This window comes from Aminobacter sp. BE322 (assembly GCF_050433525.1).
Lineage (GTDB): Bacteria > Pseudomonadota > Alphaproteobacteria > Rhizobiales > Rhizobiaceae > Aminobacter.
Map to the genome: position 1 here is coordinate 257962 of NZ_JBNPXB010000003.1, position 12944 is coordinate 270905.

Consider the following 12944-nt stretch of genomic DNA (forward strand, 5'->3'; position numbering starts at 1 on the left):
GGCTATTTCACCGCGATGCTCGGGCCGTCCTCGACGGCCAGCACCAGCTTGCGCCCGGTCACCTTGGCCAGTTGCGCCAGGCGTCCGGCAGGCCGCTCGCCATAGAGCTGGCCGAAGGCCGCGGGGATGATCAGCGCCAGCACGCCGTTGCCCCTGTCCTCCCAGCGCAGCTTGGGCATGACGCCGGGCATGGAGGCGGTAAGCAGGTAGACCACGCGCATCATCGCACCGAGGACGCGGGCCCGCTCCAGATAGCGCGGCGTTGCCAGTTCCTTGAGCTCCGGAGCGAAGCTCTCGTTGAAGACGCCATCGTGGCGGAACAGATTGGCGAGGGCGAGGAAGGCACGTCCCGGGTGGTCGACCCCGATGAACGACGCATGGGCGATGATGTTGAGCGATTGTCGCCCGCGGTATTCCGGGTGCGCCCGCCAGCCGATGTCGGCGAGCAGGCAGGCGGCATGACGGTATCGCGCCTCCTCGTCGGTCTCTTCCAGGCCGAAGGCGACGAAGGACTTGCGCGTCCACTCGGTCAGCTCGTGCGCGTGACGCACCGAGCGTGCGCGCAGCAGCGCCAGTTCCTCGGCGGCGGAGATCAGCGGGTCGGAGCGCCGCTCCTCGTCGTCCAGCAGCGAATAGAGGAAGCCCTCGCGCACGCCGAGCGCCGAAACCACCACATTGGCCGGCTCCATGGCGGAAACGATCTCGTTGAGCACGGCCGCGCCGTAGGGCAGGAGCGCGCGACGGTTCTTCGACACGCCCTCGATGCCCTTGATCTTTTCGACGTCGCCGCGCGCCACCTGGCGCAGGAACGGCACCAGGCTCGCCGGGTCCATCCGGTAGTGGTGCATCACCTCCAACGGATAGCCGGTGGTGTTCATGTGCAGGCGGGCGAGGTTTCGCCACGTGCCGCCGACGGCATAGAAGGTCCTGCCGCGGCCACCGTTGAGCAGCTTCGCACGCGCAAGCTCGGTGCGGGCGATCCTGGCGGCCTGCGCCAGCGATCCCTTCGACATGTCCTGCAGCCTGAGGCCGCCCAGCGGCAGGGTGATGCCATCGCCGATGGCCTCGGCCCTGACGTCGACCAGTTCGAGACTGCCGCCGCCCAGGTCCCCGGCGACGCCGTCGGCCGGGTGGAAGCCGGAGATCACGCCCAGCGCCGAGAAATAGGCCTCCTCGCGACCGGTCAGCACCCGGATCTCGGTCCCCAGCACTTCCTCGGCGCGGTGGATGAAGTCGGGCCCGTTCACCGCCTCGCGGGCGGCGGCGGTCGCCAGCACATAGATCTTCTCGGCGCCTGCCTGTTCCGACAGCGCGCGGAAGCGCCGGAACTCCTCCATCGAGCGCGTCACGCCCTCGGGGTCGAGCTTGCCGGTCGAGACGATGCCGCGGCCGAGGCCGGCCAGCATTTTTTCATTGAACAGCAGGGTCGGCGAGCGCGCCAACCCTTCATAGACCACGAGACGAATGGAGTTCGAGCCGATATCGATGATCGACAGCGGTCGGCGATCCTTGAGCCGGCCCTGCGAGAGTTCCGCCATCAGCCGGCCGCCGCCTCCGCCTTCTTGCGGCGCTTGAACTGCGCGATGCGCTTGGGCGCATGAGACTTCAGCGCGTCACCCCGTCCGGAAAGGCTCGGATTGGTCATGAAATATTCCTGCGCATTGAACGGCTCTTCGCCCTCGTCCAGCGTCACCCGGCGAGAGGTACCATCCGCCAATACTTCGAAACTTTGCTGGTTGTCCATGATGTTTCCCAGCATGACCTGGCCGAGCACCTGTTCATGCACCGTCGAGTGCATGGCAATCGGCACCATGCATTCGACCCGTCGGTCGAGGTTGCGCGGCATCAGATCCGCCGAACTGATGTAGACGATCGCCTCGTCCGACGGCAGGCCGTGGCCGTTGCCGAAGCAATAGATGCGGCTGTGCTCGAGGAAGCGGCCGACGATCGACTTGACGCGGATATTCTCCGACAGGCCCGGAACCTGCGGCCTGAGGCAGCAGATGCCGCGCACCACCAGGTCGATCTCGACGCCGGCTCGGCTCGCCTCATAGAGCGCATCGATGATGATCGGGTCGACGAGCGCATTCATCTTCATCCAGATCTGCGCCGGCTTGCCGGCCCGGGCATGCTCGACCTCGTCGGTGATGTGCTTGAGAATGCGGCTCCTCAGCGTATAGGGCGACAGCGCGATGCACATTTCGTCGGCCGGCTCGGCATAGCCGGTGATGAAGTTGAAGATCTGGGCCACGTCCCGGGCAATCGCCGAGTCGGTGGTGAAGAAGGACAGGTCGGTGTAGATGCGGGCGGTGATCGGGTGGTAGTTGCCGGTGCCGAGATGCACGTAGTTGCGCAGGCGACCGTCCTCGCGGCGCACCACCAGCGACATCTTGGCGTGCGTCTTGAGCTCCAGGAAGCCGAACACCACCTGCACGCCGGCGCGCTCGAGGTCGCGCGCCCAGCGGATGTTGGCCTCTTCGTCGAAGCGCGCCTTGAGCTCCACCAGGGCCGTCACCGACTTGCCGGCCTCGGCCGCGTCGATCAGCGCACGCACGATCGGGCTGTCGTTCGAGGTGCGGTAGAGCGTCTGCTTGATCGCCACCACCTCGGGATCCATCGCCGCCTGGCGCAGGAACTGCACCACCACGTCGAAGGATTCGTAAGGATGGTGGACGACGAAGTCCTTCTCGCGGATCGCGGCGAAGCAGTCGCCGCGGTGGTCGCGGATGCGCTCGGGAAAGCGCGGATTGAAGGGCGGGAACTTCAGGTCGTCGCGGGCGACCGCCACGATCTCGGATATCTGGTTGATGGCCAGCGGCCCGCTCAGCACGCTGACCCGGCTCGCCGAGACCCCAAGTTCGCCGGCGACGAACTCACGCAGTTCGGCCGGCATCTGGCTGTCGAACTCGATGCGGATGACCGAGCCGCGGCGCCGGCGCTTCAACGCGGTCTCGAACAGCCGCACGAGGTCCTCCGATTCCTCCTCGACCTCGATATCGCTATCTCGGATGATCTGGAACGTGCCGGAACCCTTGACCTCGTAGCCCGGGAACAGCTTGCCGATGAACAGGTTGACCGTCTCCTCGATCGGGATGAAGCGCACCGCGCGCTTGCGGTCGGGCAGGCGGATATAGCGCTTGAGCGCCACCGGCAGGCGCAGCAGGGCGGTCATCTCCTCGCCGTTCTTGCGGTGGCGGAGCTGCAGCGCGATCGAGAAGCCGAGATTGGGGATGAAGGGGAACGGGTGCGCCGGGTCGATCGACAGCGGCGTCAGCACCGGAAAGATCTGCTCCATGAAGTGCTCTTCGAGCCACTTCTTCTCGTCCTTGGCGAGGGCCGCCGCCGATATGCTCTCGATGCCCTCGAACTTGAGCAGCTCCATCAGGCTCGACAGGCTCTTCTGCTGGTCCTCCTGCAGCCGTTCGACCTCGTGCAGCAACTGGTCCAGCTGCTGCTGCGGGGTGCGGCCGTCGGGGCTGCGGATCGCGATGCCCTCGCGAACCTGGCCCGCGAGACCCGCGACGCGCACCATGAAGAACTCGTCGAGATTGCCGGCCGAGATCGACAGGAAGCGGACGCGTTCGAGCAGCGGATGGTTCGGGTTCTGCGACTGCTCAAGCACGCGCCGGTTGAACTGCAGCCAGGAGAATTCGCGATTGACGAAGCGGTCAGGGTTGCCGTCGACCGGCCCGGTCGGCGACTTGTCGTTCACGAAATCGGTATGCACCGGCCTCAATTGATTCATGGACAACCCTTCCCCACTGCCGCGCTCGCCGCTTATCCGGCTCAGATTATCCTCTGACAGGCAATTGCGACAGTTTCATTTCAGCATCTTGCAAACCCGTCCCTAATGATACAAACGCTCTCGGAGAAGGTTTCTCAGACGGAGAAAATGATGGCCGGCGGCTCCATTCCCCACTTCCAGAACGACGCTGGACATGCCGTGATCGAGATCGGCGTGAAGGAGTTCATGTGCGTGGGCGCCAACCCGCCCTTCGACCATCCGCATGTCTACCTCGACATGGGCGCGGATTCCGAAAAGGTCTGCCCCTACTGCTCGACGCTCTATCGCTACTCGGCGAAGCTGAAGGCCACCGAAACCCTGCCCGCCGGCTGCCTCTACGTGGCCGACCGCGCCGCCTGACCCGATCGCCATGAGATCGCGGCAGGTCGTCATCGCCGGCGCGGGCGTCGCCGGCCTCACCGCCGCGCTCGCTTTCGCCAGGAAAGGCCTTGGCGTCCGCGTCCTCGAACGCGCAGCGGCGCTCGAGGAAGTCGGCGCCGGCCTGCAACTGTCCCCCAACGCAACCCGCATCCTCGGCCGCCTCGGCGTGCTCGACCTCGTGCGGCCGTCGACCGTGCGGCCGGAGGCGATCGTCCTTCGCGATGCCGCGTCACTCAAGGAGCTTGCCCGGGTCCCGCTCGGCGCGTCCGCCGAACTGAGGTGGAGCTCGCCCTATCTCGTCGCCCACCGCGCCGACCTGCAGCATGCCCTGCTCTCGGCCGCCCGGCAAAATCCCCTGATCGAGATCAGCACCGGCGCAACGGTGACGGGAGCCACTCTTGATGTACGGGCCGTAGAGGTCGGCGTCGAGCACGACGGCAATGCAATGTCGCTTGAGGCCGAGATGCTCGTGGCGGCTGACGGGGTCTGGTCGCACAGCCGCCGCCTTGTCGGCCCGAACGACAGGAGCCGCTTCGCCGGCGAGCTGGCATGGCGCACGACCATCGCCGCCGACAGCGAGACCGGCCGCAGCTTCGCGTCCCTCGGTTCGATGCAGGCGGTGACGACCTTTCTCCATCGCGGCTTTCACATGGTCGCCTATCCGATCCGCGCCGGAACCGCGATCAACATCGTCGCCTTCACGCCCGGCGCGGCGATCGCCGAACAATGGTCGGGCGAGACGGACGCCGACGCGCTGAAGCGCGCCTCGCAGGGCAGCGCGCCTGCGCTCACCGCGCTGCTCGACCACGCCGGGCCCTGGACGGTGTGGCCGCTGCACACGGTCGACAGCGCCAGGCCATGGACCGCCTCCGACCGCATCGTGCTGATCGGCGACGCGGCGCACGCCATGACGCCCTTCGCCGCCCAGGGCGCCGCCATGGCGATCGAGGATGCCTACACGCTGGCCGAAGTCGTAGCCTCGGCACGATACCCACACGGGCTGTCGCAGTGGGAGGCGGCGCGCAAGGCCCGCATCGCCAGGGTGGCGCGGCGCGGCCGGCTGAATCACATGGCCTGGCATGCCTCGGGTCCCGTCGCCCTGGCGCGTAATCTCTTCCTCGGCATCATCAAGTCCGCCGACAGCCTCGCCGCCGACATGGACTGGCTCTACGGCTGGACGCCGCCCGGCTGGTCCGAAGGGGAGTTGTAGAGGCCGAGCGACCAGCCGAGCGTGACCGGCAGCGGGTTCCACCAGCCCGTCGTCAGGCCTGCCTTCCGCAGGGCAGCCGCTGCCCAGGTGTTGCAGCCGGCAAGGGCCGTGAAGTAGCCGTTCGCCTCGAAGAATGCGTCGGTGTCGCCATATCCCGCACCCGCGATCCGCTGGACGCCGCCATCGTCACGCCGGAAGCTGGCGGCAATGAAATCGAGCATAGCATCGAATTCGGTCGCACCGACCTCGAAGCGCGAGACCGCCGGGTGCGACATGCCGATCTCGCCCATCACGTCGACATGCAAGGCCGAGCGATCGAGGGTGAGCGCCTTGAGCAGCGGGCCAGGCTTGAGCTCCGCCCAAGTCGGGGTTTCGAGGTAGAACGCCCGGCTGCCCCAGCCGAACACCAGATAGCGAGCGCCGGAAGCGTCCGCCGGCATGCCTTCATCGACCAGAAAGCCGAATTTTTCCAGCACCGCCTCGTCGATGGGCACGGCAATGTCGGTGTGGATCGGATTGGTCAGCACCAAAAGGTGCCTTTCCCCGGCCGCCGCCGGAGCGCCGCCGATCAGCGGCCGCGGCACCAGCGTGCCGAGCGCAAGCGCCAGGACCACCGTCAGCACCGCCCAGCCGAGAAGCCGAACGCCCCTTCCCGCCCTCATGCCCATCGCGCCCTCCCGCAGGTCGCTGCAACCACAACAAAAGAGCCCGGCCGAATTACGGCCGGGCTCTCGTGTACCTGCGGTGCCGGTTTTCCTAATGCAGGATCTGGCTGAGGAACAGCTTGGTGCGTTCGTGGCGGGGATGGTCGAAGAACTCGGCCGGGGTGTTCTCCTCGACGATCTGGCCCTGGTCCATGAAGATCACCCGGTTGGCGACCTTGCGTGCAAAGCCCATCTCATGGGTCACGCACAGCATCGTCATGCCCTCTTCGGCGAGGCCGACCATGGTCTCCAGCACCTCCTTGATCATCTCCGGATCGAGCGCCGAGGTCGGCTCGTCGAACAGCATGATGCGCGGGTTCATGCACAGCGAGCGCGCGATCGCCACGCGCTGCTGCTGGCCACCCGACAGCTGGCCCGGATATTTGTTGGCCTGCTCGGGGATCTTGACCCGGCGCAGGAAGTGCATCGCCTGCTCTTCCGCCTGCTTCTTCGGCGTCTTGCGCACCCAAATCGGCGCCAGCGTGCAGTTCTCCAGGATCGTCAGGTGCGGGAACAGGTTGAAGTGCTGGAACACCATGCCGACCTCGCGGCGCACCTCGTCGATCTTCTTGAGATCGTTGGTCAGCTCCTTGCCGTCGACGATGATCTTGCCCTTCTGGTGCTCCTCCAGCCGGTTGATGCAGCGGATCATCGTCGACTTGCCCGAGCCGGACGGGCCGCAGACGACGATGCGCTCGCCGCGCATCACCTTCAGGTTGATGTCCTTGAGCACGTTGAACTCGCCGTACCATTTGTGCATGCCGACGATGTCGATCGCCACGTCGGTGTCCGACACGTGCATCTTCTTGACGTCGACCTTCAGCTCCTCGGCGCTGACTGCGTTTTCAGTGGCCATAGGCCGGTACCCCTTTCATTGCCTTAACGCTTGTGACCGGTGTCGAGCCGGTGCTCCATGTAGATAGAATAGCGCGACATGCCGAAGCAGAAAATCCAGAACACGAGCGCGGCGAAGACCAGGCCCGAAGCCGGCGTCTGCGGCGATGCCCATGCCGCGTCCGAGAAGTTCTGGCGCACGACGCCGAGCAGGTCGAACATCGAGATGATGTAGACGAGGCTGGTGTCCTTGAACATGCCGATGAAGGTGTTGACGATGCCGGGGATGACCAGCTTCAACGCCTGCGGCAGCACGATCAGCCCCATCTTCTGCCAATAGCTGAGGCCGAGCGAGTCGGCGCCCTCGTACTGGCCCTTGGGGATCGCCTGCAGGCCGCCGCGCACCACCTCCGCCATGTAGGCCGAGGCGAACAGCGACACGCCGATCAGCGCGCGCAGGAACTTGTCGAAGGTCACGCCCGCCGGCAGGAACAGCGGCAGCATCACGCTCGCCATGAACAGCACCGTGATCAGCGGCACGCCACGCACCGTCTCGATGAAGATCACGCACAGCATCTTCACCACCGGCATCTTCGAGCGCCTGCCGAGCGCCAGCAAGATGCCGAGCGGCAGCGACACGACGATGCCGACGAAGGACAGGCTGAGCGTCACCAGCAAGCCGCCCCACAGCGGCGTCTCGACATGCGGCAGGCCGAACACGCCGCCCACCAGCAGGAAGAACGCAACCACCGGAAAGACGAGGAACAGCAGGATCGCGTTCAGCCCCTTGCGCGGCACCCGCGGAATCAGCAGCGGCACGAGCAGGCCCACGAACATGATCGCCACGAGGATGACGCGCCAGCGTTCGTCGAACGGGTAGCGGCCGAACATGAACTGCCCGAACTTGGCCGTCACGAAGGCCCAGCAGGCGCCGGACCACCCATCGGGGTGGATGCCGCCCTGCGCCACCGTCGCGCAGAAGGTGCGATCGGTGCCGGTCCACTGCGCCTGGATCAGCGCCCAGTCGACCAGCGGCGGCACGATGGCCACCACCAGCAGCAGGCCGAGGATCGTCAGGACCGAATCGAATGGATTGGCGAAGAGGTTCCTGCGCATCCAGGCGACCGGCCCGCGCTCCCCCGGAGGTGCGGGCTGCGGCAGCGCCATTTCGCTGCGGACATAGCTCAGGTCGGTTTGCGACATGTCCGCCTCCTACCTTTCCACCAGCGCCATCTTGGCGTTGAACCAGTTCATGAAAGCGGAGGTGATCAGGCTGAGCCCGAGATAGACGACCATCCAGATCACCACGATCTCGATCGCCTGGCCGGTCTGGTTGAGCACCGTTCCCCCCACCGCGACCAGGTCCGGATAGCCGATGGCGATCGCCAGCGACGAGTTCTTGGTCAGGTTCAGATACTGGCTGGTGAGCGGCGGGATGATGATGCGCAGGGCCTGCGGCACCACGACCAGCCTGAGTGCCTGCCCCGACCTCAGGCCCAGCGCGGCCGACGCCTCGCTCTGGCCCTTGCTCACGCCCCTGATGCCTGCCCGCACGATCTCGGCGATGAAGGCTGCCGTGTAGAACGACAGGGCCAGATAGAGCGACAGGAACTCGGGCTTGACCTGCAGGCCGCCCGTCAGGTTGAAGGTCGACTTCTGCGGGAAGTCGAAGCTCAGCGGAGCGCCCATCACGAGCAGCGCCAGCAGCGGCAGGCCGACGATCAGGGCGATCGAGGTCCACAGCACCGGGAACGCCTGGCCGGTCGCCATCTGCCTTTGCCTGGCGGCGCGGGCCACGAAGACCGACATGGCAATGCCGAGCAGGAATGCAACCGGGATCAGCCAGCTCCCCTCGCCCCATACCAGCTTCGGAAAATAGAAACCGCGGCTGTTGAGATAGGAGCCGAAGGGCAGTTCGATGCTGTCCCGCGGCAGCGGCAGCACCGACAGCACGCCGAAATACCAGAAGAAGATCACCAGCAGCGGTGGGATGTTGCGGAAAAGCTCGACGTAGACGGTGCAGATCTTGCGGATCAGCCAGTTGTTCGCCAGGCGTCCGATGCCGATGAGGAAGCCGAGGATCGATGCCGTCACGACGCCGGCCAGCGCCACGACGACGGTGTTCAGCAGGCCGACCAACAGCGCCCGCTTGTAGGTCGAATCCGAATCGAAGGCGATCAGCGTATCGCTGACGTCGAAGCCGGCGCGACCGTTGAGGAAGCCGTAGCCGGACGCGATGTTGGCGCGCCTGAGGTTTTCGGCGGTATTGCCGACGATCCACCAGACGAGCGCCACGAGCACGGCGACGACGAGTACCTGGAAGAAGATGCCACGCACCTTCGGGTCGTAGAGGAGTGACGCGCGGCCGCTCCCTACGTCATGGGAAATGTCCTGCGTAGCCATCGGAAGTCCCTCTGACAGAGTCCCGAGAGGCGGTCATGCCGCCTCTCGGACCAGACTTCGGATCAGCGGATCGGCGGTGCGTACTGCAGTCCGCCCTTGGTCCAGAGCGCATTGATGCCACGGGCGATCTTCAGCGGGCTGCCCTGGCCGACGTTGCGTTCGAAGACTTCGCCGTAGTTGCCCACGGCCTTGACGATGTTGACGACCCAGTCGTTGGCCAGGCCGAGGTCGGTGCCGATCTTGGTGTCGGCCTCGGTGCCCAGCACGCGCTTGATCTCGGGATTGCCCGACGTCTTCATCTCCTCGACATTGGCCTGGGTGATGCCCAGTTCCTCGGCCGTCAGCAGTGCGAAGTAGGTCCACTTGACGATGTGGTACCACTTGTCGTCGCCCTGGCGCACGGCTGGGCCGAGCGGCTCCTTGGAGATGATCTCGGGCAGCACGACGTGATCGTCCGGCGAGCCCAGCGTCAGTCGGATGCCGTAGAGGCCGGACTGATCGGTGGTATAGACGTCGCAGCGGCCGGCGTCGTAGGCGGCGTTGACTTCCTCGAGCTTCTCGAAGACGACCGGGTTGTACTCCATCTTGTTCGCCTTGAAGTAGTCGGCGAGATTGAGCTCGGTCGTGGTGCCCGTCTGCACGCAGACGGCGGCGCCCGAAAGCTGAAGGGCCGAATTCACGCCCGGCAGCTTCTTGGCGTTGATCATGAAGCCCTGGCCGTCAAAGTAGGTGACGCCGACGAAGTTCAGCCCAAGCGCGGTGTCGCGGTTGATCGTCCAGGTGGTGTTGCGCGACAGAAGGTCGATCTCGCCGGACTGCAGGGCGGTGAAGCGCTCCTTGGCCGACAGCGGCGTGAACTTCACCTTGCTTCCGTCACCGAAGACCGCAGCGGCCACCGCGCGGCAGAAATCGGCGTCCAGACCGGTCCAGTCCCCCTTGTCGTTCGGTGCCGAGAAACCTGCGAGCCCGGTGCTCACGCCGCATTGCACGAACCCCTTGGCCTTGACGTCCTCGAGCGTGCCCGCAGAGGCGGTCGCCGTCATGAGGCCAAGTGCGGCAGCCCCAAGAATGCCCGATGCTGTGTATTTCATGACCCACGAACCCTTTTCTGTTTTCCAGGCTCAAGCCTGTTTTTTTGATATGTGAACTCAGCATCCCCTTCCGGCCCATTTCCGGATGCGCATCCCTGCGGAGCGCGTTGCTGTAGTCCGGTTCACGAATGCCATCGAAGGCGATTATTCTTGTAAGGTCAAGTACGAAAGACCTACTAGAAGGTTACCTCCCACAGGCCTCAGAACACCCTTTCGGGGCCAGTATAGCACAGGCGGCGCCTTGCCCTTGCGTCAGCGGCGGGCCGGCCTGGAGCGCCGCATGCCGATCGCCTCCGGCAGGATTTTGCCCGCGCGCGGACGGAACCCCATCCGTCGCGCGGCCAGCATGCGCGCCATGAGGGCGACGACGACCCAGCCGAAGAGGAAGCCGGCCGCGACGTCGGAGGGATAATGCGCCCTCGCCACCACCCTCAGCATCGCAACCCCCACGCCGGCGACCGTGATCGGCAGCCAGTGGCGCGGAAACCAGATGGCGAGGACTGCGGCGGCGGCGCCCAGCGTCGTCGCATGGCCCGATGGAAAGCTTGAGAAATACCTGCTTACGACAAGCGGAGAGAAGTGATAGGCGCCCAGTTCGCCGAACATCGACGGCCGGGCGCGTCCGAACGCGATCTTCACCAGGTTGACCGCGATCCCGCTGATCGCGACCGCCGCGAACATGAAGGCCGCCTGCCCGAAAAGCAGCGTCAGGCGCGCTTTCAGCCGGTAGCCGGCATTCTGCCAGTCGGCGGTCGCCGCGGCCAGGTAGATGGCCAGCGCCGGCACGAGATACCATTGCGACAGCCCGACGTCGCTCAGCCACGCCAGCCAGGCGGTCAGCGCATTGCGGTGCCCGAGCATGAAGTCGATGGCCATCGCGTCGATCGGAAAAAGCAGGGCGATGGCAACTGCGCCGGCCACGACGACCGTCGTGAGCGCGGCTGGCCAGATGGGCGGCGGACTGCCCATCGGTTTCCGCAAGAGCCGGCGCCAGGAGAACGACACCGTCCTCCCCAGCCGACGCAAGCGGCCGCCGGGCCAGATCTGGCCCATCCGAACAGACGCCTTCTGCGGTTGCGCCGGATCGGCCGGCGCACTATGGCTGGCGTCTTCGCTGAAAGGATGCGGCTTCATGACTCGGGACAATGGCAGGACCAAGGGCATCAACACGCGGCTCGCGCATTCCGGCCACGATCCGCACAGCTTCCATGGCTTTGTCAATCCGCCAGTCGTGCATGCGTCGACCGTGCTCTATCCGAACGCCGAGACAATGGCCGCGCGTGCCCAAAAATACACATATGGGACCCGCGGAACCCCGACGACGGACGCGCTCTGCCAGGCCATGGACGAACTGGAAGGCTCGGCCGGCACCATCGCCGTGCCCTCGGGGCTTGCGGCGGTCACCATTCCCCTGCTCGGATTCCTCTCGGCGGGCGACCACATACTGATCACCGATTCGGTCTACTACCCGACCCGGCATTTCGCCGACACGATGCTCGAGCGGCTCGGCGTCGAGGTCGCCTATTACGAACCGCGCATCGGCGCCGGCATCGCCGCGCTCATCAAGCCCAACACCAAAGTCGTCTTCACCGAATCGCCCGCCTCCAACACCTTCGAGATCCAGGACATCCCGGCCATCGCCAAGGCGGCGCACGCCGCCGGCGCCATCGTCATGATGGACAACACCTGGGCAACCCCGCTCTATTTCAAGGCGCTCGACTTCGGCGTCGACGTCACCATCCATGCCGCGACGAAATACCCGGCCGGCCATTCGGACGTGCTGAGCGGCACGGTTTCGGCCAACGCCGCCTGCTGGCCCAAGCTGCGCGAGGCGTTTTTCACGCTCGGCTGCTGCGCCGGCCCGGACGACGTCTACCAAGTCCTGCGCGGCCTGCGCACCATGGGCGTAAGGCTCGCGCACCATGAAAGGAGCGCCTTGGAGATTGCGCGCTGGCTCGAGGGCCAGCCCGGTGTCGCCCAGGTGCTGCATCCGGGCCTCGAAAGCCATGCCGACCATGCGATGTGGAAACGCGACTTCTCTGGATCGAGCGGCATCTTCTCGGTCGTGCTCGCCGGGGGCGGCACCGAGAAGGCGCATGCCTTCCTCGACGCGCTGGAGATCTTCGGGCTGGGCTATTCCTGGGGCGGTTTCGAAAGCCTCGCCGTGCCGGTGAACCTCACCGACCGCAGGATCGCCAAGGGCCCCTATGACGGGCCGATCATTCGCCTGCAGATCGGGCTCGAGGACGTCGAGGACCTCAAGGCCGACATCACCGCCGGCCTTGCCGCGGCAAACGCGGTGGCGTGACCGCGGCCCCCTCCCTCCGCTCGCCTAGCGCCGGACGGGAGGAGGTGGTTGCGTCGGCGAGCGCCCTGGTGCGGCCTGAACAAGCCATCGGCCGGTGCCGTGAGCTACCGATGGAACGGGCAGCCGTCGAACTGTGTCGACGGCACTGCCGCTTTGCCTCGCGAACTGCCTGACCCGCCCTGCGTCGCCACAATTGCGCGTGATTGCTCGGATGAGAATGGGGTGGTAG

The 12944-nt window shown here is 65.8% G+C and carries 11 protein-coding genes; 3 read left to right on the top strand and 8 right to left on the bottom strand.

Annotation, left to right across the window (positions count from 1 at the left end; all coding sequences use genetic code 11):
• Positions 1 to 2: 2 nt before the first annotated feature.
• Together ppx and J2X50_RS07360 are read right to left on the bottom strand one after the other, a co-directional pair.
• On the bottom strand, positions 3 to 1538 hold the full coding sequence (gene ppx / locus J2X50_RS07355; RefSeq protein ID WP_429093435.1) for an exopolyphosphatase: 1536 nt from the start codon (positions 1536 to 1538) through the stop codon (positions 3 to 5).
• Entirely contained in the window at positions 1538 to 3745 is a 2208-nt protein-coding gene (locus J2X50_RS07360) for an RNA degradosome polyphosphate kinase (RefSeq protein ID WP_429093438.1), read from the bottom strand. Before J2X50_RS07360 ends, ppx begins: the two co-directional genes overlap by 1 nt.
• 150 nt (positions 3746 to 3895) lie before the next feature.
• On the opposite strand from J2X50_RS07360, the gene J2X50_RS07365 reads away from it, so the two are divergent.
• Complete coding sequence (locus J2X50_RS07365; protein ID WP_340035928.1) at positions 3896 to 4144, top strand: zinc-finger domain-containing protein; 249 nt, start codon at positions 3896 to 3898, stop codon at positions 4142 to 4144.
• A gap of 10 nt (positions 4145 to 4154) precedes the next feature.
• Positions 4155 to 5375 carry an FAD-dependent monooxygenase gene (locus tag J2X50_RS07370; protein WP_429093440.1) on the top strand — a complete coding sequence of 407 codons (1221 nt, stop codon included), beginning with the start codon at positions 4155 to 4157 and terminating at the stop codon, positions 5373 to 5375.
• Here J2X50_RS07370 and J2X50_RS07375 read toward each other — a convergent pair.
• From J2X50_RS07375 to J2X50_RS07400, 6 genes are all read right to left on the bottom strand, one after another.
• Complete coding sequence (locus J2X50_RS07375) at positions 5333 to 6043, bottom strand: TIGR02117 family protein (protein ID WP_429093443.1); 711 nt, start codon at positions 6041 to 6043, stop codon at positions 5333 to 5335. The two genes, J2X50_RS07370 and J2X50_RS07375, sit on opposite strands and share 43 nt — an antisense overlap.
• An 88-nt stretch (positions 6044 to 6131) precedes the next feature.
• Positions 6132 to 6935 (bottom strand): amino acid ABC transporter ATP-binding protein, encoded by an 804-nt coding sequence (locus tag J2X50_RS07380; protein WP_429093445.1) that lies wholly within the window; start codon positions 6933 to 6935, stop codon positions 6132 to 6134.
• A 23-nt stretch (positions 6936 to 6958) separates the two neighbouring features.
• Complete coding sequence (locus J2X50_RS07385) at positions 6959 to 8116, bottom strand: amino acid ABC transporter permease (protein WP_429093448.1); 1158 nt, start codon at positions 8114 to 8116, stop codon at positions 6959 to 6961.
• Positions 8117 to 8125: 9 nt separating this feature from the next.
• The gene (locus tag J2X50_RS07390) at positions 8126 to 9316 is read right to left on the bottom strand and encodes an amino acid ABC transporter permease (protein WP_429093450.1); all 1191 of its coding nucleotides are present in this window, start codon (positions 9314 to 9316) and stop codon (positions 8126 to 8128) included.
• A gap of 62 nt (positions 9317 to 9378) precedes the next feature.
• Complete coding sequence (locus J2X50_RS07395) at positions 9379 to 10407, bottom strand: amino acid ABC transporter substrate-binding protein (RefSeq protein ID WP_340035801.1); 1029 nt, start codon at positions 10405 to 10407, stop codon at positions 9379 to 9381.
• Positions 10408 to 10659: 252 nt separating this feature from the next.
• Positions 10660 to 11376, bottom strand: a complete 717-nt coding sequence (locus J2X50_RS07400; RefSeq protein WP_429093453.1) for a phosphatase PAP2 family protein — start codon at positions 11374 to 11376, stop codon at positions 10660 to 10662.
• 163 nt (positions 11377 to 11539) lie between these two features.
• Here J2X50_RS07400 and J2X50_RS07405 point away from each other — a divergent pair, with 163 nt between their 5' ends.
• Positions 11540 to 12715 (top strand): cystathionine beta-lyase, encoded by a 1176-nt coding sequence (locus J2X50_RS07405; RefSeq protein ID WP_429093456.1) that lies wholly within the window; start codon positions 11540 to 11542, stop codon positions 12713 to 12715.
• Positions 12716 to 12944 lie beyond the last annotated feature (229 nt).

What these genes read in the sequence shown, in the direction of transcription:
- ppx (WP_429093435.1), bottom strand. Translation starts at nt 1,538, where the DNA reads ATGGCGGAACTCTCGCAGGGCCGGCTCAAGGATCGCCGACCGCTGTCG.
- J2X50_RS07360 (WP_429093438.1), bottom strand. Translation starts at nt 3,745, where the DNA reads ATGAATCAATTGAGGCCGGTGCATACCGATTTCGTGAACGACAAGTCG.
- J2X50_RS07365 (WP_340035928.1), top strand. Translation starts at nt 3,896, where the DNA reads ATGGCCGGCGGCTCCATTCCCCACTTCCAGAACGACGCTGGACATGCC.
- J2X50_RS07370 (WP_429093440.1), top strand. Translation starts at nt 4,155, where the DNA reads ATGAGATCGCGGCAGGTCGTCATCGCCGGCGCGGGCGTCGCCGGCCTC.
- J2X50_RS07375 (WP_429093443.1), bottom strand. Translation starts at nt 6,043, where the DNA reads ATGGGCATGAGGGCGGGAAGGGGCGTTCGGCTTCTCGGCTGGGCGGTG.
- J2X50_RS07380 (WP_429093445.1), bottom strand. Translation starts at nt 6,935, where the DNA reads ATGGCCACTGAAAACGCAGTCAGCGCCGAGGAGCTGAAGGTCGACGTC.
- J2X50_RS07385 (WP_429093448.1), bottom strand. Translation starts at nt 8,116, where the DNA reads ATGTCGCAAACCGACCTGAGCTATGTCCGCAGCGAAATGGCGCTGCCG.
- J2X50_RS07390 (WP_429093450.1), bottom strand. Translation starts at nt 9,316, where the DNA reads ATGGCTACGCAGGACATTTCCCATGACGTAGGGAGCGGCCGCGCGTCA.
- J2X50_RS07395 (WP_340035801.1), bottom strand. Translation starts at nt 10,407, where the DNA reads ATGAAATACACAGCATCGGGCATTCTTGGGGCTGCCGCACTTGGCCTC.
- J2X50_RS07400 (WP_429093453.1), bottom strand. Translation starts at nt 11,376, where the DNA reads ATGGGCAGTCCGCCGCCCATCTGGCCAGCCGCGCTCACGACGGTCGTC.
- J2X50_RS07405 (WP_429093456.1), top strand. Translation starts at nt 11,540, where the DNA reads ATGACTCGGGACAATGGCAGGACCAAGGGCATCAACACGCGGCTCGCG.